At 55.0% G+C, this 25,089-nt stretch carries 22 protein-coding genes; 21 read left to right on the top strand and 1 reads right to left on the bottom strand.

The window, feature by feature from the left end; all coding sequences use genetic code 11:
• Positions 1–289: 289 nt before the first annotated feature.
• The 8 genes from sdhC to sucD all read left to right on the top strand — a co-directional run bounded on the left by sdhC (position 290) and on the right by sucD (position 9,992).
• Positions 290–694, top strand: a complete 405-nt coding sequence (gene sdhC / locus FFS28_RS06130) for a succinate dehydrogenase cytochrome b556 subunit (protein WP_006177191.1) — start codon at positions 290–292, stop codon at positions 692–694.
• Entirely contained in the window at positions 688–1,035 is a 348-nt protein-coding gene (sdhD, locus tag FFS28_RS06125) for a succinate dehydrogenase membrane anchor subunit (protein WP_008501088.1), read from the top strand. Before sdhC ends, sdhD begins: the two co-directional genes overlap by 7 nt.
• Positions 1,035–2,801, top strand: coding sequence for a succinate dehydrogenase flavoprotein subunit (gene sdhA / locus FFS28_RS06120; RefSeq protein ID WP_006177193.1), 1,767 nt, complete (start codon positions 1,035–1,037; stop codon positions 2,799–2,801). Before sdhD ends, sdhA begins: the two co-directional genes overlap by 1 nt.
• 15 nt (positions 2,802–2,816) lie before the next feature.
• Positions 2,817–3,533 carry a succinate dehydrogenase iron-sulfur subunit SdhB gene (gene sdhB, locus FFS28_RS06115; RefSeq protein ID WP_010428707.1) on the top strand — a complete coding sequence of 239 codons (717 nt, stop codon included), beginning with the start codon at positions 2,817–2,819 and terminating at the stop codon, positions 3,531–3,533.
• A 260-nt stretch (positions 3,534–3,793) separates the two neighbouring features.
• Positions 3,794–6,601, top strand: a complete 2,808-nt coding sequence (sucA, locus tag FFS28_RS06110; RefSeq protein ID WP_137849054.1) for a 2-oxoglutarate dehydrogenase E1 component — start codon at positions 3,794–3,796, stop codon at positions 6,599–6,601.
• Positions 6,602–6,615: 14 nt separating this feature from the next.
• On the top strand, positions 6,616–7,842 hold the full coding sequence (gene odhB / locus FFS28_RS06105) for a 2-oxoglutarate dehydrogenase complex dihydrolipoyllysine-residue succinyltransferase (protein ID WP_006177196.1): 1,227 nt from the start codon (positions 6,616–6,618) through the stop codon (positions 7,840–7,842).
• A 114-nt stretch (positions 7,843–7,956) separates the two neighbouring features.
• Entirely contained in the window at positions 7,957–9,123 is a 1,167-nt protein-coding gene (sucC, locus tag FFS28_RS06100) for an ADP-forming succinate--CoA ligase subunit beta (RefSeq protein WP_058610549.1), read from the top strand.
• Positions 9,123–9,992, top strand: a complete 870-nt coding sequence (sucD, locus tag FFS28_RS06095) for a succinate--CoA ligase subunit alpha (RefSeq protein ID WP_006177198.1) — start codon at positions 9,123–9,125, stop codon at positions 9,990–9,992. The genes sucC and sucD overlap by 1 nt, the downstream gene beginning before the upstream one ends.
• An 82-nt stretch (positions 9,993–10,074) precedes the next feature.
• Here sucD and FFS28_RS06090 read toward each other — a convergent pair whose 3' ends face one another.
• On the bottom strand, positions 10,075–10,791 hold the full coding sequence (locus tag FFS28_RS06090) for a GntR family transcriptional regulator (protein ID WP_137849053.1): 717 nt from the start codon (positions 10,789–10,791) through the stop codon (positions 10,075–10,077).
• Positions 10,792–10,963: 172 nt separating this feature from the next.
• Here FFS28_RS06090 and mngA point away from each other — a divergent pair, with 172 nt between their 5' ends.
• The 13 genes from mngA to cpoB all read left to right on the top strand — a co-directional run bounded on the left by mngA (position 10,964) and on the right by cpoB (position 25,084).
• Positions 10,964–12,871, top strand: coding sequence for a PTS 2-O-a-mannosyl-D-glycerate transporter subunit IIABC (gene mngA, locus FFS28_RS06085; protein WP_137849052.1), 1,908 nt, complete (start codon positions 10,964–10,966; stop codon positions 12,869–12,871).
• 23 nt (positions 12,872–12,894) lie between these two features.
• Positions 12,895–15,528, top strand: coding sequence for a mannosylglycerate hydrolase (gene mngB / locus FFS28_RS06080; protein WP_137849051.1), 2,634 nt, complete (start codon positions 12,895–12,897; stop codon positions 15,526–15,528).
• A 683-nt stretch (positions 15,529–16,211) separates the two neighbouring features.
• Positions 16,212–17,780 carry a cytochrome ubiquinol oxidase subunit I gene (gene cydA / locus FFS28_RS06075; protein ID WP_042321014.1) on the top strand — a complete coding sequence of 523 codons (1,569 nt, stop codon included), beginning with the start codon at positions 16,212–16,214 and terminating at the stop codon, positions 17,778–17,780.
• 15 nt (positions 17,781–17,795) lie between these two features.
• A complete protein-coding gene (gene cydB, locus FFS28_RS06070; protein WP_137849050.1) occupies positions 17,796–18,935 on the top strand; it encodes a cytochrome d ubiquinol oxidase subunit II in 1,140 nt (379 codons plus the stop codon).
• Positions 18,936–18,949: 14 nt separating this feature from the next.
• Positions 18,950–19,063 (top strand): cytochrome bd-I oxidase subunit CydX, encoded by a 114-nt coding sequence (cydX, locus tag FFS28_RS06065; RefSeq protein ID WP_006177208.1) that lies wholly within the window; start codon positions 18,950–18,952, stop codon positions 19,061–19,063.
• Positions 19,063–19,353, top strand: coding sequence for a cyd operon protein YbgE (gene ybgE, locus FFS28_RS06060; protein WP_006177209.1), 291 nt, complete (start codon positions 19,063–19,065; stop codon positions 19,351–19,353). The genes cydX and ybgE overlap by 1 nt, the downstream gene beginning before the upstream one ends.
• A gap of 149 nt (positions 19,354–19,502) precedes the next feature.
• Complete coding sequence (gene ybgC / locus FFS28_RS06055; RefSeq protein ID WP_042321018.1) at positions 19,503–19,907, top strand: tol-pal system-associated acyl-CoA thioesterase; 405 nt, start codon at positions 19,503–19,505, stop codon at positions 19,905–19,907.
• Positions 19,904–20,596, top strand: coding sequence for a Tol-Pal system protein TolQ (tolQ, locus tag FFS28_RS06050; RefSeq protein WP_137849049.1), 693 nt, complete (start codon positions 19,904–19,906; stop codon positions 20,594–20,596). The genes ybgC and tolQ overlap by 4 nt, the downstream gene beginning before the upstream one ends.
• Before the next feature lie 3 nt (positions 20,597–20,599).
• Positions 20,600–21,028 (top strand): colicin uptake protein TolR, encoded by a 429-nt coding sequence (tolR, locus tag FFS28_RS06045; RefSeq protein ID WP_003858589.1) that lies wholly within the window; start codon positions 20,600–20,602, stop codon positions 21,026–21,028.
• A 28-nt stretch (positions 21,029–21,056) separates the two neighbouring features.
• Positions 21,057–22,307 carry a cell envelope integrity protein TolA gene (gene tolA / locus FFS28_RS06040; RefSeq protein ID WP_137849048.1) on the top strand — a complete coding sequence of 417 codons (1,251 nt, stop codon included), beginning with the start codon at positions 21,057–21,059 and terminating at the stop codon, positions 22,305–22,307.
• Between the two features lie 129 nt (positions 22,308–22,436).
• On the top strand, positions 22,437–23,729 hold the full coding sequence (gene tolB, locus FFS28_RS06035; RefSeq protein WP_137849047.1) for a Tol-Pal system beta propeller repeat protein TolB: 1,293 nt from the start codon (positions 22,437–22,439) through the stop codon (positions 23,727–23,729).
• 35 nt (positions 23,730–23,764) lie between these two features.
• A complete protein-coding gene (pal, locus tag FFS28_RS06030; RefSeq protein ID WP_006177214.1) occupies positions 23,765–24,286 on the top strand; it encodes a peptidoglycan-associated lipoprotein Pal in 522 nt (173 codons plus the stop codon).
• A gap of 9 nt (positions 24,287–24,295) precedes the next feature.
• Positions 24,296–25,084, top strand: coding sequence for a cell division protein CpoB (gene cpoB, locus FFS28_RS06025; RefSeq protein ID WP_137849046.1), 789 nt, complete (start codon positions 24,296–24,298; stop codon positions 25,082–25,084).
• The last annotated feature ends 5 nt before the right edge of the window (positions 25,085–25,089 follow it).

Genomic DNA, 25,089 nt, shown 5'->3' with positions numbered 1-25,089 from the left:
TAACATTTGTCAAATCAGATGATTAAAAATTAAAAAGATGTTGTTATCGTGACCCGGATCACTGTTCCAGAGAAAACCCGACAAACTGTATGTAGGTTAATTGTAATGATTTTGTGAACGGCCTATACTGCCGCCAGGTCTCCGGAACACCCTGCAATCCCGAGCCACCCAGCGTTGTAACGTGTCGTTTTAGCATTTGGAAGCAATGTTTTGCATGACGCGCAGTTATAGAAAAGGAACGCTGTCTGACCCGCATCGCAGTCCGGAGGAAGGAAACAATAAGAACAGCATGTGGGCGTTATTCATGATAAGAAACGTGAAAAAACAAAGACCTGTCAATCTGGATCTCAAAACGATCCGATTCCCTGTAACAGCAATAGCGTCCATTCTGCACCGCGTATCCGGTGTGATTACGTTTGTGGCGGTCGGTATTTTGCTGTGGCTACTGGGAACCAGCCTCTCGTCTCCTGAAGGATTCCTCCAGGCCTCTGCCATTATGAACAGCTTCTTCGTGAAATTTATCATGTGGGGCATTCTGACCGCGCTGGCATACCACGTCGTAGGCGGCGTACGCCATATGCTGATGGATTTCGGCTATCTGGAAGAGACCTTCGAGGCCGGGAAACGCTCCGCTAACATTTCATTTGTATTGACTGTCGTGCTTTCAATTCTTGCAGGAGTTCTCGTATGGTAAGCAACGCCTCCGCATTAGGACGCAACGGCGTACATGACTTCATTCTGGTCCGCGCTACCGCCATCGTCCTCACGCTTTACATCATCTATATGATCGGTTTCTTCGCGACCAGCGGCACGCTGACGTGGGAGATCTGGAGTGGTTTCTTCGGATCGGCCTTCACCAAAGTGTTTACCCTGCTGGCGCTGTTCTCCATCCTTATCCATGCCTGGATTGGCATGTGGCAGGTGTTGACCGATTACGTTAAACCTCTGGCCATTCGCCTCCCTCTGCAGCTGGCAATTGTCGTTGCACTGGTGGTTTACGTTATTTATGGATTCGTTGTGGTGTGGGGTGTGTAATGAAACTGCCAGTCAGAGAATTTGATGCTGTCGTGATTGGTGCTGGTGGCGCAGGTATGCGCGCAGCGCTGCAAATTTCCCAGAGCGGCCAGACCTGTGCGCTGCTCTCTAAAGTGTTCCCGACCCGTTCCCATACCGTATCAGCCCAGGGTGGTATCACCGTGGCGCTCGGTAATACCCATGAAGATAACTGGGAATGGCACATGTACGACACGGTAAAAGGTTCCGACTACATCGGTGACCAGGATGCCATCGAATATATGTGTAAAACCGGCCCGGAAGCGATTCTGGAGCTGGACCACATGGGCCTGCCGTTCTCCCGTCTGGAAAATGGCACCATCTATCAACGTCCGTTTGGCGGCCAGTCGAAAGATTTCGGCGGCGAGCAGGCGGCACGTACCGCAGCGGCGGCGGACCGTACCGGCCACGCGCTGCTGCACACTCTGTATCAGCAAAACCTGAAAAACCACACCACCATCTTCTCTGAGTGGTATGCGCTGGATCTGGTGAAAAACGCCGATGGCGCAGTCGTGGGCTGTACCGCACTGTGCATCGAGACCGGTGAGGTCGTCTACTTCAAAGCGCGTGCAACCGTGCTGGCTACCGGTGGTGCAGGGCGTATTTATCAGTCAACCACCAACGCCCACATCAACACCGGTGACGGCGTGGGGATGGCTATCCGCGCGGGCGTGCCGGTGCAGGATATGGAGATGTGGCAGTTCCACCCAACCGGTATCGCCGGCGCGGGGGTTCTGGTGACGGAAGGCTGCCGTGGTGAAGGTGGCTACCTGCTGAACAAACACGGCGAGCGCTTCATGGAGCGTTATGCCCCGAATGCGAAAGACCTGGCGGGTCGTGACGTGGTGGCGCGTTCCATCATGATCGAAATCCGCGAAGGCCGCGGCTGCGATGGCCCATGGGGTCCACACGCGAAGCTGAAGCTCGACCACCTGGGTAAAGAGGTACTGGAATCCCGCCTGCCGGGCATTCTGGAGCTGTCCCGCACCTTCGCCCACGTTGACCCGGTTAAAGAACCTATCCCGGTTATCCCAACCTGCCACTACATGATGGGCGGCATTCCGACCAAAGTGACCGGTCAGGCGCTGACCGTGAACGAGCAGGGCGAAGACGTGGTGATCCCTGGCCTGTTTGCCGTCGGCGAAATCGCCTGCGTATCGGTACACGGCGCTAACCGTCTGGGCGGCAACTCCCTGCTGGACCTGGTGGTGTTTGGCCGTGCGGTGGGTCTGCATCTGCAGGAATCCATTGCCGAGCAGGGCGACCTGCTTGACGCCACCGACGCTGAAATCGATGCCTCCCTCGAGCGCCTCAACCGCTGGAACGGCAACCGTAACGGCGAAGATCCGGTGGAAATCCGTAAAGCGCTGCAGGAATGTATGCAGCACAACTTCTCGGTATTCCGTGAAGGCGACGCGATGGCGAAAGGCCTTGAGCAGCTGAAAGCGATCCGCGAGCGTCTGAAAAATGCCCGTCTGGATGATACCTCCAGCGAGTTCAATACCCAGCGCGTTGAGTGTCTGGAGCTGGATAACCTGATGGAAACGGCCTACGCCACTGCGGTGTCGGCAAACTTCCGTACCGAAAGCCGTGGCGCGCATAGCCGCTTCGACTTCCCGGATCGTGATGACGAAAACTGGCTGTGCCATTCCCTGTATCTGCCAGAGTCGGAAACCATGACGCGTCGTAGCGTTAACATGGAACCGAAACTGCGTCCGGCGTTCCCGCCGAAGATTCGTACTTATTAATGCGGAGACAGGACAATGAAACTCGAATTCTCAGTTTATCGTTATAACCCGGATGTAGACGATGCGCCGCGTATGCAGGATTACACCCTGGAAGCGGAAGAAGGTCGTGACATGATGCTGCTGGATGCCTTAATGCAGCTGAAAGAAAAAGATCCGACACTGTCATTCCGCCGTTCCTGCCGTGAGGGGGTGTGTGGCTCTGATGGCGTGAACATGAACGGAAAAAATGGCCTGGCCTGTATTACGCCAATTTCAGCGTTGCAGCGTCCTGGTCAGAAAATTGTTATCCGTCCTCTGCCAGGCCTGCCGGTCGTGCGCGATTTGGTGGTAGACATGGGGCAATTCTATGCACAATATGAGAAGATTAAGCCTTACTTGTTGAATAATGGGCAAAATCCTCCTGCTCGTGAGCACTTACAGTCACCCGAGCAGCGTGAAAAACTCGATGGATTGTATGAGTGTATTCTCTGTGCATGTTGCTCAACGTCGTGCCCATCGTTCTGGTGGAACCCGGACAAATTTATCGGCCCGGCCGGTCTGCTGGCTGCCTATCGCTTCCTGATCGATAGCCGCGACACCGAAACCGACAACCGTCTGGAAGGATTAAGTGACGCTTTCAGCGTATTCCGCTGCCATAGCATCATGAACTGCGTCAGTGTGTGTCCTAAGGGGCTGAACCCGACGCGCGCCATCGGCCATATTAAGTCGATGCTGCTGCAGCGCAGTGCGTAAGTCATAAGAGGGGGCGCTGTTCCCCTCACCCTAACCCTCTCCCCAAGGGAGAGGGAATAGATTGCAGGAAATCTTTAAAAACTGCCGACGACATTCCCCCTCTCCTGTGGGAGAGGGGCGGGGTGAGGGGAAACCCTTAAGACAGTTTCTAAAGGTTCCTTCGCGGGCCAGAAAGAGCTCGCAGGTGAACCCCGGCACGTACGTGTTGTACGTGGTAGTTTCTACGGCGAAAGTAAGCATAAAATGCTTAAGGGATCACGATGCAGAACGGCGCAATGAAAGCCTGGCTGGACTCTTCTTACCTCTCTGGTGCAAACCAGAGCTGGATAGAACAGCTCTATGAAGACTTCTTAACCGATCCTGACTCAGTGGACGCAAACTGGCGTTCCATGTTCCAGCAGTTGCCTGGTACAGGGGTCAAACCGGATCAATTCCATTCCAAAACACGTGATTATTTCCGTCGTCTGGCGAAGGATGCCTCACGTTACTCTTCTGCGATTTCCGACCCTGACACCAATGCGAAGCAGGTTAAAGTCCTGCAGCTTATTAACGCTTATCGCTTCCGTGGTCACCAGCATGCGAATCTCGATCCGCTGGGACTGTGGCAGCAAGAACGTGTGGCGGATCTCGATCCGGCCTTCCACGATCTGACCGAGGCCGATTTCCAGGAAACCTTTAACGTAGGTTCGTTTGCCATCGGCAAAGACACGATGAAGCTGGGCGAGTTGATTGACGCGCTCAAGCAGACTTACTGCGGCTCCATCGGCGCGGAATATATGCACATTACCTCCACCGAAGAGAAGCGCTGGATCCAGCAGCGTATCGAATCCGTGGCGGGGCACGCCACCTTCTCTCATGAAGAGAAAAAGCGCTTCCTGGGTGAGTTGACCGCAGCAGAAGGGCTTGAGCGCTATCTGGGCGCGAAATTCCCGGGCGCAAAACGCTTCTCGCTGGAAGGCGGCGATGCGTTAGTCCCGATGCTCAAAGAGCTGATCCGCCATGCGGGCAAGAGCGGCACCCGTGAAGTGGTGCTGGGCATGGCGCACCGTGGTCGTCTGAACGTGCTGGTCAACGTGCTGGGCAAAAAGCCTCAGGACCTGTTCGACGAATTTGCGGGTAAACACAAAGAACATCTCGGCACCGGTGACGTGAAGTACCACATGGGCTTCTCGTCAGATATCGAAACCGAAGGCGGTCAGGTTCACCTGGCGCTGGCGTTTAACCCGTCGCACCTCGAAATCGTAAGCCCGGTCGTCATTGGTTCAGTGCGCGCGCGTCTGGATCGTCTTGACGAGCCGAGCAGCAATAAAGTGCTGCCGATTACCATTCACGGTGATGCGGCGATTACCGGTCAGGGCGTGGTGCAGGAGACCCTGAACATGTCCAAAGCGCGGGGTTACGAAGTGGGCGGTACCGTTCGCATCGTGATCAATAACCAGGTGGGCTTCACTACCTCTAACCCGCTGGATGCGCGTTCTACGCCGTACTGTACCGACATCGGTAAGATGGTGCAGGCGCCAATCTTCCACGTCAACGCGGACGATCCGGAAGCAGTGGCCTTCGTCACCCGTCTGGCGCTGGATTACCGTAATACCTTCAAACGCGACGTGCTGATCGACCTGTTCTGCTATCGCCGTCACGGCCACAACGAAGCTGACGAGCCAAGCGCAACCCAGCCGTTGATGTACCAGAAAATCAAAAAACACCCGACGCCGCGCAAAATCTATGCCGACCGGCTTGAAGCCGAAAAAGTGGCGACGCTGGAAGATGCGACCGAGCTGGTCAATCTTTACCGTGACGCGCTGGATGCGGGTGAATGCGTTGTGAAAGAGCTGCGTCCGATGAACATGCACTCCTTTACCTGGTCGCCGTACCTCAACCACGAGTGGGATGAGAGCTACCCGAACAAGGTCGAGATGAAGCGCCTGCAGGAGCTGGCTAAACGCATCAGCACCGTGCCTGACGCTATCGAGATGCAGTCTCGCGTGGCAAAAATCTATGGCGATCGCCAGTCTATGGCGGCAGGTGAGAAGCTGTTCGACTGGGGCGGGGCGGAAACGCTGGCCTATGCCACGCTGGTTGACGAGGGGATCCCTGTTCGTCTCTCCGGTGAGGATGCGGGTCGCGGTACCTTCTTCCACCGTCATGCGGTTGTGCATAACCAGACCAACGGTTCAACCTATACCCCGCTGCAGCACGTGCATAACGGTCAGGGCCCGTTCCGGGTCTGGGACTCCGTGCTGTCTGAAGAAGCGGTTCTGGCATTCGAGTACGGTTACGCGACCGCAGAACCTCGCACCCTGACCATCTGGGAAGCGCAGTTCGGTGACTTCGCCAACGGTGCGCAGGTGGTTATCGACCAGTTCATCTCTTCTGGCGAACAGAAGTGGGGCCGTATGTGTGGCCTGGTGATGCTGCTGCCACACGGTTACGAAGGGCAGGGACCGGAGCACTCCTCCGCGCGTCTGGAGCGTTATCTGCAGCTCTGCGCCGAGCAGAACATGCAGGTCTGCGTACCATCGACCCCGGCTCAGGTTTACCACATGCTGCGTCGTCAGGCGCTGCGCGGTATGCGCCGTCCACTGGTGGTGATGTCGCCGAAATCGCTGCTGCGTCATCCGCTGGCGGTGTCCAGCCTCGACGAACTGGCGAACGGCACCTTCCTGCCGGCCATCGGTGAAATTGACGAACTGGATCCGAAGGGCGTGAAGCGCGTTGTGATGTGTTCTGGTAAGGTTTATTACGACCTGCTGGAACAGCGCCGCAAGAACGATCAGAAAGATGTCGCCATCGTGCGTATCGAACAGCTTTATCCGTTCCCGCATCAGGCGATGCAGGAAGTGCTGAAACAGTATGCTCACGTCCATGATTTTGTCTGGTGCCAGGAAGAGCCGCTCAACCAGGGCGCATGGTACTGCAGCCAGCATCATTTCCGTGAAGTGATTCCATTTGGGTCTGCCCTGCGTTACGCAGGTCGCCCGGCCTCCGCCTCTCCGGCGGTAGGGTATATGTCCGTTCACCAGAAGCAGCAACAAGATCTGGTCAATGACGCGCTGAACGTCGATTAATTAAAGGATACATAATGAGTAGCGTAGATATTCTTGTTCCCGACCTGCCTGAATCCGTAGCAGATGCGACTGTTGCCACCTGGCATAAAAAACCGGGCGATAGCGTTAAGCGTGATGAAGTGCTGGTAGAAATCGAAACTGACAAAGTGGTACTGGAAGTACCGGCATCGGCGGATGGCATCCTGGACGCAGTGCTGGAAGATGAAGGTACAACCGTCACCTCTCGCCAGATCCTCGGTCGCCTGCGTGAAGGCAACAGCGCGGGCAAAGAGTCGAGCGCCAAAACGGAAGAGAAAGCCTCTACCCCGGCGCAGCGTCAGCAGGCTTCTCTGGAAGAGCAGTCTAACGACGCGCTCAGCCCGGCGATCCGTCGTCTGCTGGCCGAGCACACTCTCGACGCGTCCGCCATCAAAGGCACCGGCGTGGGTGGTCGACTGACCCGTGAAGACGTTGAGAAGCATCTGGCGAAAGCGCCTTCTGAAGCGAAAGCAGAAGCGAAAGCGCCTGCGGCTGCACCAGCAGCACAGCCTGCTCTGGGTGCCCGTAGTGAAAAACGCGTGCCGATGACCCGCCTGCGTAAGCGTGTGGCCGAGCGTCTGCTGGAAGCGAAAAACTCTACCGCGATGCTGACCACCTTCAACGAAGTGAACATGAAGCCCATCATGGACCTGCGTAAGCAGTACGGTGACGCGTTTGAAAAACGTCACGGTATCCGTCTGGGCTTTATGTCCTTCTACGTGAAGGCGGTGGTTGAAGCGCTGAAACGCTACCCGGAAGTGAATGCCTCCATCGACGGCGACGACGTGGTTTACCACAACTACTTCGACGTCAGCATGGCGGTATCGACCCCGCGTGGTCTGGTCACGCCGGTTCTGCGCGACGTAGACACCCTGGGCATGGCAGACATCGAAAAGAAAATCAAAGAGCTGGCAGTGAAAGGTCGTGACGGCAAGCTGACCGTCGACGACCTGACCGGCGGTAACTTCACCATTACCAACGGCGGCGTATTTGGTTCGCTGATGTCCACTCCAATCATTAACCCGCCACAGAGCGCGATCCTCGGCATGCATGCCATCAAAGATCGTCCTATGGCGGTAGACGGTAAAGTTGAGATCCTGCCGATGATGTACCTGGCACTCTCTTACGATCACCGTCTGATCGACGGTCGCGAGTCCGTGGGCTTCCTGGTCGCCATTAAAGAGCTGCTGGAAGACCCAACGCGTCTGCTGCTGGACGTGTAGTAGTTTTGCATCACCTGCCCTGTAGGCCGGATAAGCGTAGCGCCATGTGGCGCTCAGAACGCGCCGGTCTACAGGTTAAAAGATAACGATTACCCTGAAGGATGGATAGAACACATGAACTTACATGAATATCAGGCCAAACAGCTGTTTGCCCGGTATGGCTTACCGGCTCCGGTGGGTTATGCCTGTACTACTCCGCGTGAAGCAGAAGAAGCCGCTTCCAAAATTGGCGCTGGCCCGTGGGTAGTTAAATGTCAGGTTCACGCTGGTGGCCGTGGTAAAGCGGGCGGTGTGAAGGTTGTTAAGAGCAAAGAAGAGATCCGCGCGTTCGCTGAACACTGGCTGGGCAAGCGTCTGGTGACGTACCAAACGGATGCCAACGGCCAGCCGGTAAACCAGATCCTGGTTGAAGCTGCGACCGATATCGCAAAAGAGCTGTACCTGGGCGCGGTTGTTGACCGTAGCTCCCGTCGCGTGGTGTTCATGGCGTCTACCGAAGGCGGCGTGGAAATCGAAAAAGTGGCGGAAGAGACTCCGCACCTGATCCACAAAGTGGCTATCGATCCGCTGGCAGGCCCTATGCCTTACCAGGGACGTGAGCTGGCGTTCAAACTGGGTCTGGAAGGCAAGCTGGTTCAGCAGTTCACCAAGATCTTCATGGGTCTGGCGAATATCTTCCTCGAGCGCGACCTGGCGCTGATCGAAATCAACCCGCTGGTGATCACCACGCAGGGCGATCTGATCTGCCTCGACGGCAAGCTGGGTGCAGACGGCAACGCGCTGTTCCGCCAGGCCGATCTGCGCGAAATGCGCGACCAGTCTCAGGAAGATCCGCGTGAAGCGCAGGCTGCACAGTGGGAACTGAACTACGTGGCGCTGGATGGCAACATCGGCTGCATGGTTAACGGTGCGGGCCTGGCAATGGGCACCATGGACATCGTTAAGCTGCACGGTGGCGAACCGGCAAACTTCCTCGACGTGGGCGGTGGCGCAACCAAAGAGCGCGTGACCGAAGCGTTCAAAATCATCCTCTCTGACGACAACGTGAAGGCCGTTCTGGTGAACATCTTCGGCGGTATTGTTCGCTGCGACCTGATTGCCGACGGCATTATCGGTGCGGTGGAAGAAGTGGGTGTTAACGTGCCAGTGGTTGTGCGTCTGGAAGGTAACAACGCTGAACTCGGCGCGAAAAAACTGGCTGACAGCGGCCTGAATATTATTGCAGCGAAAAGTCTGACGGATGCAGCTCAGCAGGTTGTTGCCGCAGTGGAGGGGAAATAATGTCAGTTTTAATTAATAAAGATACCAAGGTTATCTGCCAGGGCTTCACCGGTAGCCAGGGGACTTTCCACTCCGAACAGGCGATTGCCTACGGTACGCAGATGGTTGGCGGCGTGACGCCAGGTAAAGGCGGCACCACGCACCTGGGCCTGCCGGTATTTAATACCGTGCGCGAAGCGGTAGAAGCGACGGGCGCGACCGCGACCGTGATCTACGTTCCGGCACCGTTCTGCAAAGACTCCATCCTGGAAGCGATCGATGCGGGTATCAAGCTGATTATCACCATCACCGAAGGTATCCCGACGCTGGATATGCTGACCGTGAAGGTCAAGCTGGATGAAGCGGGCGTGCGTATGATTGGCCCGAACTGCCCAGGCGTCATCACCCCGGGCGAGTGCAAAATCGGCATCATGCCAGGCCACATTCACAAGCCGGGCAAAGTGGGCATCGTTTCCCGCTCTGGTACCCTGACTTATGAAGCCGTTAAGCAGACCACCGACTACGGTTTCGGCCAGTCCACCTGCGTGGGCATCGGCGGTGACCCGATCCCTGGCTCTAACTTCATCGACATCCTGAAGCTGTTCCAGGAAGATCCGCAGACCGAAGCGATCGTGATGATCGGCGAGATCGGCGGAAGCGCGGAAGAAGAAGCGGCTGCTTACATTAAAGAAAACGTGACCAAACCGGTTGTGGGCTATATCGCGGGTGTGACTGCGCCGAAAGGCAAGCGTATGGGTCACGCAGGGGCGATTATCGCCGGCGGTAAAGGGACCGCAGACGAGAAATTCGCAGCACTGGAAGCCGCAGGCGTGAAGACCGTTCGCAGCCTGGCGGATATCGGTGAAGCACTGAAATCCATCATTAAGTAAATCCTCTCTGCTCTCTGAATGGGGAGCTTGATATAACAAAATGTCCGTTTCGACATGGTTGGCCGCTGAAAAGCGGCCTTTTTTATTGCCTGCGTTTTGCTACCAGGGTGAATTTGTAGTCATCGCTGTTGAATACGTTGCGGCTGTACTCAAAGACCCTGCCGTCTTTAAGAAATCCGCGAGACACTTTTTCAAGTATTGGTTTTGCCGGATCGAGCGCCAGGGCGGCGATTGCCTCCTGAGATGGCATTATCGGAACAAGTTCCTGCTCGCTGCGATCGATCACCATCTTTTTGACCTGCTCGATATAGTGGTATTTGGAGTTTTCCATCACCTCCCAGGTCAGATCGGCAAACAGCGCCAGCGGCATCCAGGTTTCTTCGAGATTCACCGGTTTATGTTTGATAAAGCGCACGCGTTTGACGTGCCAGACTTTCTCTTCAGGCATCAGATCCAGTTTCTGGGCCAGCAACGCATCGGCTTTTATCACCTCAAAAATTTTGACGTCGCTGTGCGTGGCAATGTTTCTGTCGGCCAGTTTCTCGTAAAAGCCCGTGAGCTGGTAGATATCGTAATTGACGCGCTCCTCTTTCACATACGAACCGCTGCCCTGAATGCTTTCGATGATGTGCTCTTCGGTGAGGAGCTTCAGGGCCTGCCGGACCGTAACCCGGCTGACGCCAAAGGTCTGCTGGAGAGCTGACTCCGTCGGTAGCGCATCGCCTGGCTTCAGCTCACCGCTGGCGATTTTTTCACGCAGCGCGTCCGCTATCTGCCGGTACATCGGTTTAGTGCCCATTCTGATTGATCCAATCAATACCTTTTCAAGGAATTATGCCTTCCGGCAAAAAATTGTAAATAATACAACTTAAATACAAATTATCAGGGTTAGTGAAAATGATCACATAAATGTATTGTTATGTCTGCCACAATCGATCCTCAACAATGACAACATGAGTGTGAGGATCTTTATGGACCTGACGACCCTGACCCATCCCGAGGCAATCTGCGTGCAAAAGCGCTTTGCCAGCCGCGATGAAGCCATACACCAGCTCACGGTGCAGCTGGTGGCGCTGGGCAAGATCACCGATGGCGATGCCTTTTTAGCGGAAGTTTTCCACCGTGAATCGCTTGGCCCCACCGCCCTGGGCGAAGGGCTGGCCGTTCCCCACGGTAAATCGTCCGCGGTGAAAGAGGCCGCTTTTGCCGTCGCAACGTTAAGTGAACCGCTGGAGTGGGAAGGGGTGGACGGCCCTGAACAGGTTGAGCTGGTTTTCCTGCTCGCCATCCCGCCTGCGCAGGCAGGATCCACGCATATACAGCTTTTAACCGAGCTCACCTCCCGCCTCGCGGATGATGCCCTTCGGGAACGGGTGATGGCAGCAAAGACGGCGGTCGCGGTGATTGCCGCCCTCGAAGATGCGCCGCAGGACGATGAGCGCGCCGCGCCGGTGAATGCGCCGACCATCGTGTGCGTAACTGCATGCCCGGCAGGCATCGCGCATACCTATATGGCCGCGGAATATCTTGAAAAAGCAGGGCGTAAGCTCGGCATTAATGTGGTGGTAGAGAAGCAGGGGGCGAACGGCATAGAGGGGCGGATTACCGCGCAGCAACTGCGGGAAGCGCAAGCCTGTATTTTTGCGACGGAAGTGGCGGTCAAGGAGAGCGAACGATTCAACGGCATTCCGGCTATTTCCGTGCCGGTGGCAGAACCGCTGCGCCATGCCGAAGCGTTAATCGAGCGCGCGCTGGCCTTGTCATCTTCGTCTGCTGCGCAGGCTGTCCAGGCAGAAAAAAAGAGCGTTAAGACCGAGCTGAAGCAGGCGCTTCTCAGCGGTATCTCGTTTGCTGTGCCTCTGATTGTTGCCGGAGGAACGGTGCTGGCCGTGGCGGTGCTGCTGGCACAAATGCTTGGCTTGCAGCATCTGTTCGATCAGGAAAACTCATGGCTGTGGATGTATCGCAAGCTCGGCGGCGGCATGCTCGGGATTTTGATGGTCCCGGTGCTTGCCGCCTACACCGCCTTTTCGCTGGCCGATAAACCAGCTCTGGCACCGGGGTTTGCTGCCGGTCTTGCCGCCAACATGATCGGCTCCGGCTTTCTGGGGGCCGTCGCGGGCGGTCTGATCGCCGGCTACCTGATGCGCTGGGTGAAACAGCACATTCGCCTTGGTAACCGCTACAACGGTTTTTTAACCTATTACCTCTATCCGGTTATCGGCGTGCTGGGCGCGGGCAGCCTGATGCTGTTTGTGATTGGCGAGCCGGTGGCGTGGATCAACAACTCGCTGACGGCCTGGCTTAACGGCCTGTCCGGGGCAAATGCCCTGTTGCTGGGCACGCTTCTCGGCTTTATGTGTTCCTTTGATTTAGGCGGCCCGGTCAATAAAGCAGCCTATGCGTTCTGTCTCGGGGCGATGGCTAACGGCGTCTATGGGCCTTACGCCATTTTTGCCTCGGTCAAAATGGTCTCGGCTTTCACCGTGACGGCTTCCACGGTGTTAGCTCCCTCACTCTTTAAACCCTTTGAAATTGAAACCGGTAAATCCACCTGGCTGCTCGGGCTGGCGGGGATTACCGAAGGGGCTATCCCGATGGCGATAGAAGATCCGCTGCGGGTGATTGGCTCGTTTGTTCTTGGCTCAATGGCAACGGGGGCCATTGTCGGGGCGATGGGTGTGGGGTTATCTACGCCGGGAGCGGGCATTTTCTCCCTCTTTCTACTGCACCCTGCCGGACTGGGCGGCGTGATGGCTGCGGCAGGCTGGTTTGGCGCAGCGCTGGTGGGCACCGCTATCTCGACCGTTGTGTTGCTGCTCTGGCGACGCCAGGCAGTGAAAAAGGGTCACTACACCGTTGAAGACGTCACGTCATAACCACGCATAAACAGGAAACGAAGATGAAAGCTGTATCTCGTGTTCACATCACGCCGCACATGCACTGGGACCGTGAGTGGTACTTCACCACGGAAGAGTCACGCATTCTTCTGGTCAATAATATGGAGGAGATCCTGACGCGTCTCGAGCAGGACGATGCCTGGAAATATTACGTCCTCGACGGCCAGACCGCGGTACTGGAAGACTACTTCGCGGTGAAGCCGGAAAACCGCCCTCGGGTAAGGGCGCTGGTACAGGCGGGTAAGCTGATTATCGGCCCGTGGTATACCCAAACGGATACCACCCTCGTCTCTGCCGAGTCGATTGTGCGTAACCTGATGTACGGCATTCGCGACTGCATGGCCTTTGGTGAGCCGATGAAAATTGGCTATCTGCCGGATTCGTTTGGGATGTCAGCGCAACTGCCGCACATTTATAACGGATTTGGTATCACCCGGACCCTGTTCTGGCGAGGGTGCTCGGAACGTCACGGCACCGATAAAACCGAATTTCTCTGGCAGAGCACGGACGGCAGCGAAGTCACGGCGCAGGTGCTGCCGCTGGGCTACGCGATTGGTAAGTACTTACCGGAGGACGAAGCCGGACTGCGAAAACGTCTCGACAGCTACTTCGACGTGCTGGAGAAGGCCTCGGTCACCAAAGAGATTTTACTGCCTAACGGCCACGACCAGATGCCGCTCCAGCAGAATATTTTTGCGGTGATGGATAAACTGCGTGAGATCTACCCGCAGCGTGAATTTGTGATGAGCCGGTTTGAGGAAGTTTTCGATCGCATTGATGCCCATCGTGACCAACTGGCAACCCTGAAGGGTGAGTTTATCGACGGGAAATACATGCGCGTACACCGGACTATCGGCTCCACGCGGATGGACATCAAAATCGCCCATGCCCGGATTGAGAATAAAATCATTAATATTCTTGAGCCGCTGGCGACGCTCGCCTGGAGCCTGGGATTTGAGTATCACCACGGCTTGCTGGAGAAAATGTGGAAGGAGATCCTCAAAAACCATGCTCATGACAGCATCGGGTGCTGCTGTAGCGATAAGGTCCATCGCGAAATTGTCGCCCGGTTCGCGCTGGCCGAAGACATGGCCGACAACCTGACGCGGTTTTATATGCGCAAAATCGTCGATAACATGCCGCAACGCGATCAGGACAAGCTGGTGATGTTCAATCTGATGCCCTGGCCGCGAGAGGAGGTCATTAACACCACTATCCGCTTGCGCGCCCGTCAGTTCCGTATTGTGGATGATAAAGGCAACGACATCCCTTATTTCCTTCGCAGCGCACGCGAAATCGATCCGGGTCTCATCGACCGGCAAATCGTCCATTACGGCAACTACGACCCGTTTATGGAGTTTGACATCCAGCTCAGCCAGATCCTCCCGTCAATGGGGTATCGCACGTTCTTTATTGAACCCCATGTTGCCGGGAGCGTGCGCCCTGCGCAGAACGCGACCCAGGCGCTGCTGGAAAATGCGTTCTGGCAGATCGATATCAATGACGACGGGACGCTGCGCCTGCGGGATAAAGAATCCGGGCTGGTTTATGATCGCGCGCTGGAGATCGAAGAGAGTTCCGATGACGGGGATGAGTACGATTACTCTCCCTCTCGTGAAGAGTGGCGACTCACATCGGCGCAGGGCAAGCATGACGTTGAGGTGACGCATGAGGGCTGGCAGAGCAGGGCGGTGATCCGGCATCAACTGTCGGTACCGGCAAACCTGGCCGAGCGCTCTGCACGCCAGCGAAGCGGCTCGCTCACGGCTGAAGTTGAGATCACGCTCAGCCACAACAGCAGGCGGATTGATGTGGCGGTTCGCCTGGATAACCAGGCTGACGATCACCGTGTCCGCGTACTGATCCCCACGCCGTTTACCACGCAAGAGGTGCTGGCTGACACGCAGTTTGGCTCGCTGACCCGCCCTGTGCAGGATGCCGCTATGGCCAACTGGCAGGCGGAGGGATGGAAAGAGGCGCCGCTGCCGGTCTGGAATATGCTGCATTACGCCGTCCTTCAGGCGCAGCGTAATGGCATGGCGCTCTTTACCGAGGGGCTACGGGAATTCGAAATCGTGGGTGACGATACCAAAGCCTTCGCCCTGACGCTGCTGCGCGGCGTAGGGGTACTCGGCAAGGAGGATTTACTGCTGCGCCCGGGACGGCCTTCTGGGATCAAGATGCCGGTGCCGGACTCACAGGTGCGGGGCAAACTGGACTGCCGCTTTAGCCTCTTCAGTTTTAGCGGCACACCGGAAAGCGCCGGCGTCGCTCAGCAGGCGAAGGCATGGCTTACGCCGGTGCATTGCTACAATAAAATCCCCTGGGATGCGATGAAACTTAACCGTGCGGCGTTCACCACGCCGGAGGGCTACAGCTTGTTGACCCTGTCGCCCACAGGTTGCGTCCTGAGTGCGCTGAAAAAGGCAGAAGACCGCGAGTCACTCATTCTCCGCCTGTTCAACCCCTCAGAAACCACCTCTTGCGACGTGACGTTATCGATGAGTAGGCCGATAGCGGCATGTAACGAAACGGACATGAAGGAGTGTCTCCAGAAAGGTGAGGGGAATACGAACGGGATCACAGGCGCTTTCAGACCGGGTCAGTCACGAACGTTTGACCTTAGCTTAGCCTGACATCACATCCTCCAATAACCAAGGCCGCAGACTGTGCGGCCTTTTGCTTCATAGAATAGTCACAACGTGGTGTTAATTTTGTGACCATTAAAAGTAAAATTAATGTAATTATCAGGCTTAACAGATCCCGCGTAAAATACTGTGAGGTGGATAGCATTATATGTTTGCCGTTAAATCACAGGTTGCGATCCGCACTGGTTAAATAAAATCACGTCTGTTTATATTATTATCTGTGGCTGATAACTATTACCTTCCCGCAATGCACATATCGTTAACATGGGTTTTACCATTCTCACCACAATTAAACATGTTTAACAATGCAGTCTGTTTTTGATTTAAATCAATGTTTAATCCTTGGAAAAAGACGTCAAAAGGCGTTAAATTGTCCGCGATCAAAATGGTCGAAAACCGGTAGATTTGCTATAAATTGATCACCGTCGAAAAACGTAAAAGTGATTCATTAAAAACCTGTTTATTGTAAGGGTTTTGCAGCGTATTATATTTGCGGGATCAATTTGGGTTTTTTATTAACGTATTTGTAACCTTTCATCACTGCTTTTTCCCGTCGAGGAGAAAAAGCAGCGAAGAAGGGGAGCAGATTACTTTGTATTGGGGCATGCGTGTGAATCCGTTTATGACGGGCTTCACTCTCGGAGTCTTCATGCGATGAGCAAGGAGTCATGATGTTAGATATAGTCGAACTGTCGCGCTTACAGTTTGCCTTGACCGCGATGTACCACTTTCTGTTTGTGCCACTGACGCTCGGTATGGCGTTCCTGTTGGCCATTATGGAAACGGTCTACGTCCTCTCCGGCAAACAGATTTATAAAGATATGACCAAGTTCTGGGGCAAGTTGTTTGGTATCAACTTTGCACTGGGCGTGGCAACCGGCCTGACCATGGAGTTCCAGTTCGGGACTAACTGGTCTTACTATTCCCACTATGTAGGGGATATCTTCGGTGCGCCGCTGGCCATTGAAGGTCTGATGGCCTTCTTCCTCGAATCCACCTTTGTAGGTCTGTTCTTCTTCGGTTGGGACCGTCTCGGTAAGGTTCAGCACATGGCCGTGACCTGGCTTGTCGCATTAGGGTCTAACCTGTCTGCACTGTGGATCCTGGTGGCGAACGGCTGGATGCAGAACCCTATCGCCTCTGATTTCAACTTCGAAACCATGCGTATGGAGATGGTCAGCTTCTCTGAGCTGGTCCTGAACCCGGTGGCACAGGTTAAATTCGTTCACACTGTGGCCTCTGGCTACGTATGCGGCGCGATGTTTGTACTGGGCATCAGCTCTTACTATATGCTGCGCGGTCGTGACTTTGCCTTCGCAAAACGCTCCTTTGCTATCGCAGCCAGCTTCGGTATGGCGGCGATTCTCTCCGTTATTGTTCTGGGTGATGAATCCGGCTACGAAATGGGCGACGTACAGAAAACCAAACTGGCGGCAATTGAAGCCGAGTGGGAAACGCAACCGGCGCCGGCTGCCTTTACCCTGTTTGGTATTCCTGACCAGGATGCGCAGGAAAACCGCTTCGCGATTCAGATCCCTTATGCACTGGGTATCATCGCTACGCGTTCCGTCGATAAGCAGGTTACCGGCCTGAAAGATCTGATGGAGCAGCATGAAGAGCGTATCCGTAACGGTATGAAAGCCTACTCGCTGCTGGAACAGCTGCGCGGTGGTTCGACCGACCAGAGCGTTCGCGACAGCTTTAACGACGTGAAGAAAGACCTGGGCTACGGTCTGCTGCTGAAACGCTATACCCCGAACGTCTCCGACGCGACGGAAGCGCAGATTCAGATGGCGACTAAAGACTCGATTCCACGCGTTGCGCCACTGTACTTCGCGTTCCGCATCATGGTGGGCTGCGGCATTATCATGCTGCTGATCATCGCGGCCTCCTTCTGGAGCGTGATTCGTAACCGCATCGGTGAGAAAAAATGGCTGCTGCGCACCGCACTGTACGGTATTCCGCTGCCGTGGATTGCCATTGAATCCGGCTGGTTCGTCGCAGAATATGGCCGTCAGCCGTGGGCGATTGGTGAGGTACTGCCAACTGCAGTAGCGAACTCCTCCCTGACAGCGGGCGACCTGATCTTCTCCATGCTGCTGATCTGTGGTCTGTACACCCTGTTCCTGGTGGCTGAACTGTTCCTGATGTTCAAGTTCGCGCGCCTTGGCCCAAGCAGCCTGAAAACCGGTCGCTATCACTACGAGCAGTCCACTGCGACTACTCAGCCGGCACGCTAAGACAGGAGTCATCAAATGATCGATTATGAAGTATTGCGTTTTATCTGGTGGCTGCTGGTCGGTGTTCTGCTGATCGGTTTTGCGGTCACCGACGGGTTCGACATGGGGGTGGGCATGCTCACCCGTTTCCTCGGTCGTAATGACACCGAGCGTCGTATCATGATCAACTCCATCGCCCCGCACTGGGACGGTAACCAGGTGTGGCTGATCACCGCAGGCGGCGCGCTGTTCGCTGCCTGGCCGATGGTCTACGCGGCGGCCTTCTCCGGTTTCTACGTGGCGATGATTTTAGTGCTGGCCTCTTTATTCTTCCGTCCGGTCGGTTTCGATTACCGTTCCAAGATTGAAGACACCCGCTGGCGCAACATGTGGGACTGGGGCATCTTCATCGGTAGCTTCGTTCCACCGCTGGTGATTGGCGTGGCGTTCGGTAACCTGCTGCAGGGCGTGCCGTTCCACATCGACGAGTACATGCGTCTTTACTACACCGGTAACTTCTTCCAGCTGCTGAATCCGTTTGGTCTGCTGGCGGGCGTGGTCAGCGTGGCGATGATCATTACTCAGGGCGCAACCTATCTGCAGATGCGTACCGTGGGTGAATTGCACCTGCGCTCCCGCGCAACGGCGCAGGTTGCTGCGCTGGTAACGCTGGTTTGCTTCGCACTGGGTGGTGTTTGGGTGGTTTACGGCATCGATGGTTACGTGGTGACCTCGGCTATTAACCATGCCGCACCGTCTAACCCGCTGACCAAAGAAGTGGCGCGTCAGGCAGGAGCATGGCTGGTTAACTTCAACAACATGCCTGCGCTGTGGGCTATTCCGGCTCTGGGTGTACTGCTGCCGCTGCTGACCGTGTTGACCTCTCGTCTGGAAAAAGGCGCACTGGCGTTCGTGTTCTCTTCCCTGACCCTGGCGTGCATTATCCTGACGGCGGGTATCGCGATGTTCCCGTTCGTGATGCCATCCAGCACGATGATGAATGCGAGCCTGACCATGTGGGATGCGACCTCCAGCCAGCTGACGCTGAACCTAATGACGTATGTGGCCTGCGTGTTCGTTCCGATCATCCTCCTCTACACCTCCTGGTGTTACTGGAAAATGTTCGGTCGTATCACCAAAGAGCATATCGAAAGCAACACCCACTCTATGTATTAAGTTAGGAGCTGAATATGTGGTATTTCGCATGGATTTTAGGGACGCTTCTTGCTTGTGCATTTGGTGTCATCACTGCCCTGGCGCTTGAGCACGTCGAAGCGTCAAAAGCAGGTGAAGAGAAGCACTGATGAATATCATTGCGACACTTTACCGTGTCATGGATAAGCGCCCGTTACGGGCGCTTTCTTTAGTGATGGCATTACTGCTGGCAGGCTGCATCTTCTGGGACCCGTCGCGCTTTGCGGCAAAAACCAGCGAGCTGGAGATCTGGCACGGCTTCCTGATGATGTGGGCCGTCTGTACGGGCGTGATCCACGGCGTAGGCTTTCGTCCGAAAGCGCTGCACTGGCAGGGGATCTTCTGCCCGCTCATTGCCGATCTGGTGCTTCTTGCAGGCCTGATTTTCTTCTTCTTCTGAATAAGAAATGTCCGTTAACCTTATGGGCTTACCCGAGCCCATAAAAATTTACTCTCCGTTTACTTTCTCCCATTCCAAACCATCATTCCCGCGCGTATAGTAGCGAAGTTTAAAAGCTCTCTCTATTTGTTGCATTACTGGGATGTAAAGTGAATACAACGCTGTTTCGATGGCCGGTACGTGTCTACTATGAAGACACCGACGCCGGTGGTGTGGTCTACCATGCCAGCTACGTTGCTTTTTATGAACGGGCACGCACAGAGATGCTGCGACATCATCACTTTAGTCAACAGGTGCTGTTGGCTGAGCGAGTTGCCTTCGTGGTACGCAAGATGACGCTTGAGTATTTTGCGCCTGCCAGACTCGACGATATGCTCGAAGTCCAAACTGAAATTACATCTATGCGCGGGACCTCGCTGGTGTTCACGCAGCGGATAGTTAATGCCGACAACACCGTACTGAACTCAGCTGAAGTACTGATTGTCTGTGTTGATCCAACCATAATGAAGCCTCGTGCGCTTCCTAAGTCTATTGTCGCGGAGTTTAAGCAGTGACTGACATGAATATCCTTGATTTGTTCCTGAAGGCTAGCCTTCTGGTTAAACTTATCATGTTGATTTTGATTGGTTTTTCAATCGCATCCTGGGCCATCATCATCCAGAGAACCCGTATCCTCAATGCTGCCAGCCGCGAAGCTGAAGCCTTTGAAGATAAGTTCTGGTCGGGTATCGAACTGTCTCGCCTGTATCAGGAAAGCCAGGGGCGTCGTGATAACCTTTCTGGCTCCGAACAGATTTTTTACAGCGGTTTTAAGGAGTTTGCGCGTTTACATCGTGCTAACAACCATGCGCCGGAAGCGGTCGTTGAAGGGGCGTCGCGTGCGATGCGCATTTCCATGAATCGCGAACTGGAAACGCTGGAAACGCATATTCCGTTCCTCGGTACCGTCGGTTCCATCAGCCCGTATATCGGTCTGTTTGGTACGGTGTGGGGGATCATGCACGCCTTTATCGCCCTGGGCGCGGTGAAGCAGGCGACGTTGCAGATGGTAGCACCGGGTATCGCAGAAGCGCTGATCGCAACCGCGATTGGTCTGTTCGCGGCTATCCCGGCGGTTATGGCGTATAACCGTCTGAACCAGCGCGTGAACAAACTGGAGCTGAACTACGACAACTTTATGGAAGAGTTCACTGCGATTCTGCACCGTCAGGCGTTTACCAGCACCGAGAGTAACAAGGGGTAAACCATGGCCAGATCGCGTGGACGAGGTCGTCGCGAACTCAAGTCCGAAATCAATATCGTTCCACTGCTGGACGTACTGCTGGTACTGCTGCTGATCTTTATGGCAACGGCACCCATCATTACGCAGAGCGTGGAGGTTGATCTGCCGGATGCGACAGAATCGCAAGCGGTGAGCACCAATGACGATCCTCCGGTCATCATTGAGGTTTCCGGAGTAGGGCAGTACAGCGTGGTGGTTGAGAAAGATCGTATGGATCAGTTGCCGCCGGAGCAGGTGATTGCCGAAGCGCAACGGCGTCTGGAGTCAAATCCGAAAACGGTCTTCTTGATCGGAGGCGCTAAGGATGTGCCCTATGATGAAATTATTAAGGCGCTGAACTTGCTACATAGTGCGGGCGTTAAGTCAGTTGGCTTAATGACTCAGCCTATTTGATCATCTGCGTAGTTTTTGGGAACCGATAGTGTCAAAGGCAACCGAACAGAACGACAAGCTTAAACGAGCGATAATCGTCTCCGCCGTGCTGCACGTGATTCTTTTTGCAGCGCTGATCTGGAGTTCGTTCGACGAGCATATTGATGCATCAGGCGGCGGTGGGGGATCCTCCATCGACGCCGTTATGGTGGATCCCGGTGCGGTCGTTCAGAACTATAATCGCCAGCAACAGCAGCAGGCGAGTGCGAAACGTGCTGAAGAACAGCGTGAAAAACAGGCGCAACAGCAGGCTGAGGAGCTGCGTGAAAAGCAGGCCGCAGAGCAGGAGCGTCTGAAACAGCTGGAGAAAGAGCGTTTGCAGGCGCAGGAAGTGGCGAAAGAGCAGGCGGAACAGCAGAAACAAGCGGAAGCGGCAGCGAAAAAAGCGCAGGAACAGCAGAAGCAGGCGGAAGAGGCTGCAGCCAAAGCGGCCGCAGACGCGAAAGCACAGGCTGATGCTCAGGCAAAACAGGCGGCCGACGCCGCGAAGAAAGCCGCTGCGGATGCTCAGAAAAAAGCGGAAGCAGAAGCTGCGAAGAAAGCCGCTGCCGATGCTCAGAAAAAAGCGGAAGCGGAAGCTGCGAAGAAAGCCGCTCAGGAAGCCGAGAAAAAAGCGGCGGCTGACGCTGCGAAGAAAGCGGCTGCTGCCGAGAAGGCCGCGGCTGAAAAAGCGGCTGCCGCTGAAAAAGCTGCGGCTGATAAAAAAGCGGCTGCCGAGAAAGCTGCCGCAGATAAAAAAGCTGCAGCCGAAAAAGCTGCTGCCGATAAGAAAGCTGCTGCTGAAAAAGCTGCTGCTGAAAAAGCCGCTGCTAAAAAGGCCGCTGCTGAAAAAGCTGCTGCGGCTGCCGGCGTCGACGATCTGCTGGGCGACCTGAGTTCAGGTAAGAATGCACCGAAAGCGGGCGGCGGAGCGAAAGGAAACGGTCAGCCGTCTAAAGACAGCGGGACTTCCGGCGCCAACGGCGGTGCAACGGGTGCAGATATCAGCGCTTATGCGAAGCAGATTCAGGTGGCGATCCAAAGCCGTCTGTTTGATGCGGGCCTGTATCAGGGCAAACAGTGCGTGCTGCATATCAATCTTGCCCCGGATGGACGGTTAAAAAGCGTCACTTCTGAAGGGGGCGATCCTGCGCTTTGTCAGGCAGCGTTAGCCGCAGCAAGATCGGCGAACATTCCTAAACCGCCGAGTGAGGCTGTTTACGATAAGATAAAAGATGCCAAACTAGACTTTAAGCTGTGATCGTCTTTCCTTTGGGAAGTATGGAAAACCGACTATTGTCATAGCCAGGACCGTGTCGTTTTTATATTTGGGTTTGTTAACATTCTGCTAAATTATCATGGGTAAGGTTACCCGGATAAGGGAGATATGATGAAGCAGGCATTACGTGTAGCATTTGGTTTTTTAATGCTGTGGGCAGCTGTGCTGCACGCAGAAGTACGTATCGAGATCACCCAGGGGGTGGACTCGGCGCGCCCGATCGGCGTTGTTCCGTTCCAGTGGGCGGGGCCGGGTGCCGCGCCTGAAGATATCGGTGGCATCGTTGCGGCTGACCTGCGTAACAGCGGAAAATTCAACCCGTTAGATCGCTCTCGTCTGCCACAGCAGCCGGGCACCGCGCAGGAAGTACAGCCTGCCGCATGGTCTGCGCTGGGCATTGATGCCGTTGTTGTCGGTCAGGTAACGCCTGCTCCGGACGGTGGCTATAACGTCGCTTACCAGCTGGTGGATACCGGCGGTGCGCCGGGTACCGTTCTGGCTCAGAACACTTATAAAGTGAACAAGCAGTGGCTGCGCTACGCGGGTCACACGGCAAGTGACGAAGTGTTCGAAAAGCTGACCGGGATTAAAGGTGCATTCCGTACGCGTATCGCTTACGTCGTTCAGACCAACGGCGGTCAGTTCCCGTATGAACTGCGCGTCTCTGACTACGATGGCTACAACCAGTTCACCGTTCACCGTTCTCCGCAGCCGCTGATGTCTCCGGCCTGGTCTCCGGACGGCTCGAAACTGGCCTACGTGACCTTCGAAAGCGGTCGTTCAGCGCTGGTGATTCAGACGCTGTCTAACGGTGCTGTGCGTCAGGTTGCGTCGTTCCCGCGTCACAACGGTGCACCGGCATTCTCTCCGGACGGCACAAAACTGGCGTTCGCCCTGTCGAAAACCGGCAGCCTGAACCTGTACGTGATGGACATCGGCTCGGGTCAAATTCGCCAGATCACCGATGGTCGCAGCAACAATACCGAACCAACCTGGTTCCCGGACAGCCAGAACCTGGCCTTTACGTCTGACCAGGCCGGTCGTCCACAAGTTTATAAAGTGAATATCAACGGCGGAGCAGCGCAGCGTATTACCTGGGAAGGTTCACAGAACCAGGATGCTGATGTCAGTGCCGATGGTAAAACGATGGTAATGGTCAGCACTGCGGGTGGTCAGCAGCACATTGCCAAACAAGATCTGGTTACGGGTGGCGTGCAAGTTCTCTCGTCAACGTTCCTGGATGAAACGCCAAGTCTGGCACCTAACGGCACTATGGTAATCTACAGCTCTTCTCAGGGGATGGGATCTGTGCTGAATCTGGTTTCTACAGATGGGCGTTTCAAAGCGCGTATTCCGGCAACTGATGGACAGGTCAAATCACCTGCCTGGTCGCCGTATCTGTAAATAATAATTAATTGATTACTAAAGGAATCTTAGAAATGCAACTGAACAAAGTGCTGAAGGGGCTGATGATCGCTCTGCCTGTAATGGCAATCGCAGCGTGTTCTTCTAACAAGAACGCAAGCAATGACCAGAGCGGCGAAGGCATGATGGGTGCCGGTACTGGTATGGACGCTAACGGCAATGGCAACATGTCTTCTGAAGAGCAGGCGCGTCTTCAGATGCAGCAGCTGCAGCAGAACAACATCGTTTACTTCGATCTGGATAAATACGACATCCGTTCTGACTTCGCTGCGATGCTGGATGCTCACGCTAACTTCCTGCGTAGCAACCCGTCTTACAAAGTCACCGTAGAAGGTCATGCGGACGAACGTGGTACGCCAGAATACAACATCTCCCTGGGTGAACGTCGTGCTAACGCCGTTAAAATGTACCTGCAGGGTAAAGGCGTTTCTGCTGACCAGATCTCCATCGTTTCTTACGGTAAAGAAAAACCTGCAGTACTGGGTCATGACGAAGCGGCTTACGCCAAAAACCGTCGTGCCGTACTGGTTTACTAAGAGAATTGCATGAGCAGTAACTTCAGACATCAACTGTTGAGTCTGTCGTTACTGGTTGGAATAGCGGCCCCCTGGGCCGCTTTTGCTCAGGCACCAATCAGTAGTGTCGGCTCAGGCTCGGTAGAAGACCGGGTCACCCAACTTGAGCGTATCTCTAACGCTCACAGCCAGCTTTTAACGCAACTCCAGCAGCAGCTTTCCGATAACCAAAACGATATTGATTCCCTGCGTGGTCAGATCCAGGAAAGTCAGTATCAGCTTAATCAGGTTGTGGAACGTCAGAAGCAGATCCTGCAGCAAATGGATAGCCTGAGCAGCGGCGGTGCAGCAGCACAGCCTGCGACAGGTGACCAGAGCGGCGCTGCTACGGCGACGCCAGCTCCGGACGCTTCAGCCTCAACAGGCGCGCCTGTACAGAGCGGTGACGCGAATACGGACTACAACGCGGCCATTGCCCTGGTACAGGACAAATCGCGGCAGGACGACGCTATCGTGGCGTTTCAGAACTTCGTTAAGAAGTACCCTGATTCCACTTACCAGCCAAACGCCAATTACTGGCTGGGACAGTTGAATTACAACAAGGGTAAAAAAGACGATGCGGCGTTTTATTTTGCTTCTGTGGTGAAAAATTACCCGAAATCGCCTAAAGCGCCGGATGCGATGTTTAAAGTCGGCGTGATCATGCAGGACAAAGGCGACACTGCGAAGGCCAAAGCGGTTTATCAGCAGGTGGTTGCAAAATTCCCGGGTACCGAAGGTGCCAAACAGGCGCAAAAACGTCTGAATTCGATGGGATGATTAAC

This window comes from Enterobacter sp. 2VL, assembly GCF_005503595.1.
Taxonomy (GTDB): Bacteria; Pseudomonadota; Gammaproteobacteria; order Enterobacterales; family Enterobacteriaceae; genus Enterobacter; species Enterobacter cancerogenus.
The sequence above is the reverse complement of the archived record's forward strand: the minus strand, read 5'-3'. Positions and strand labels throughout refer to the sequence as shown.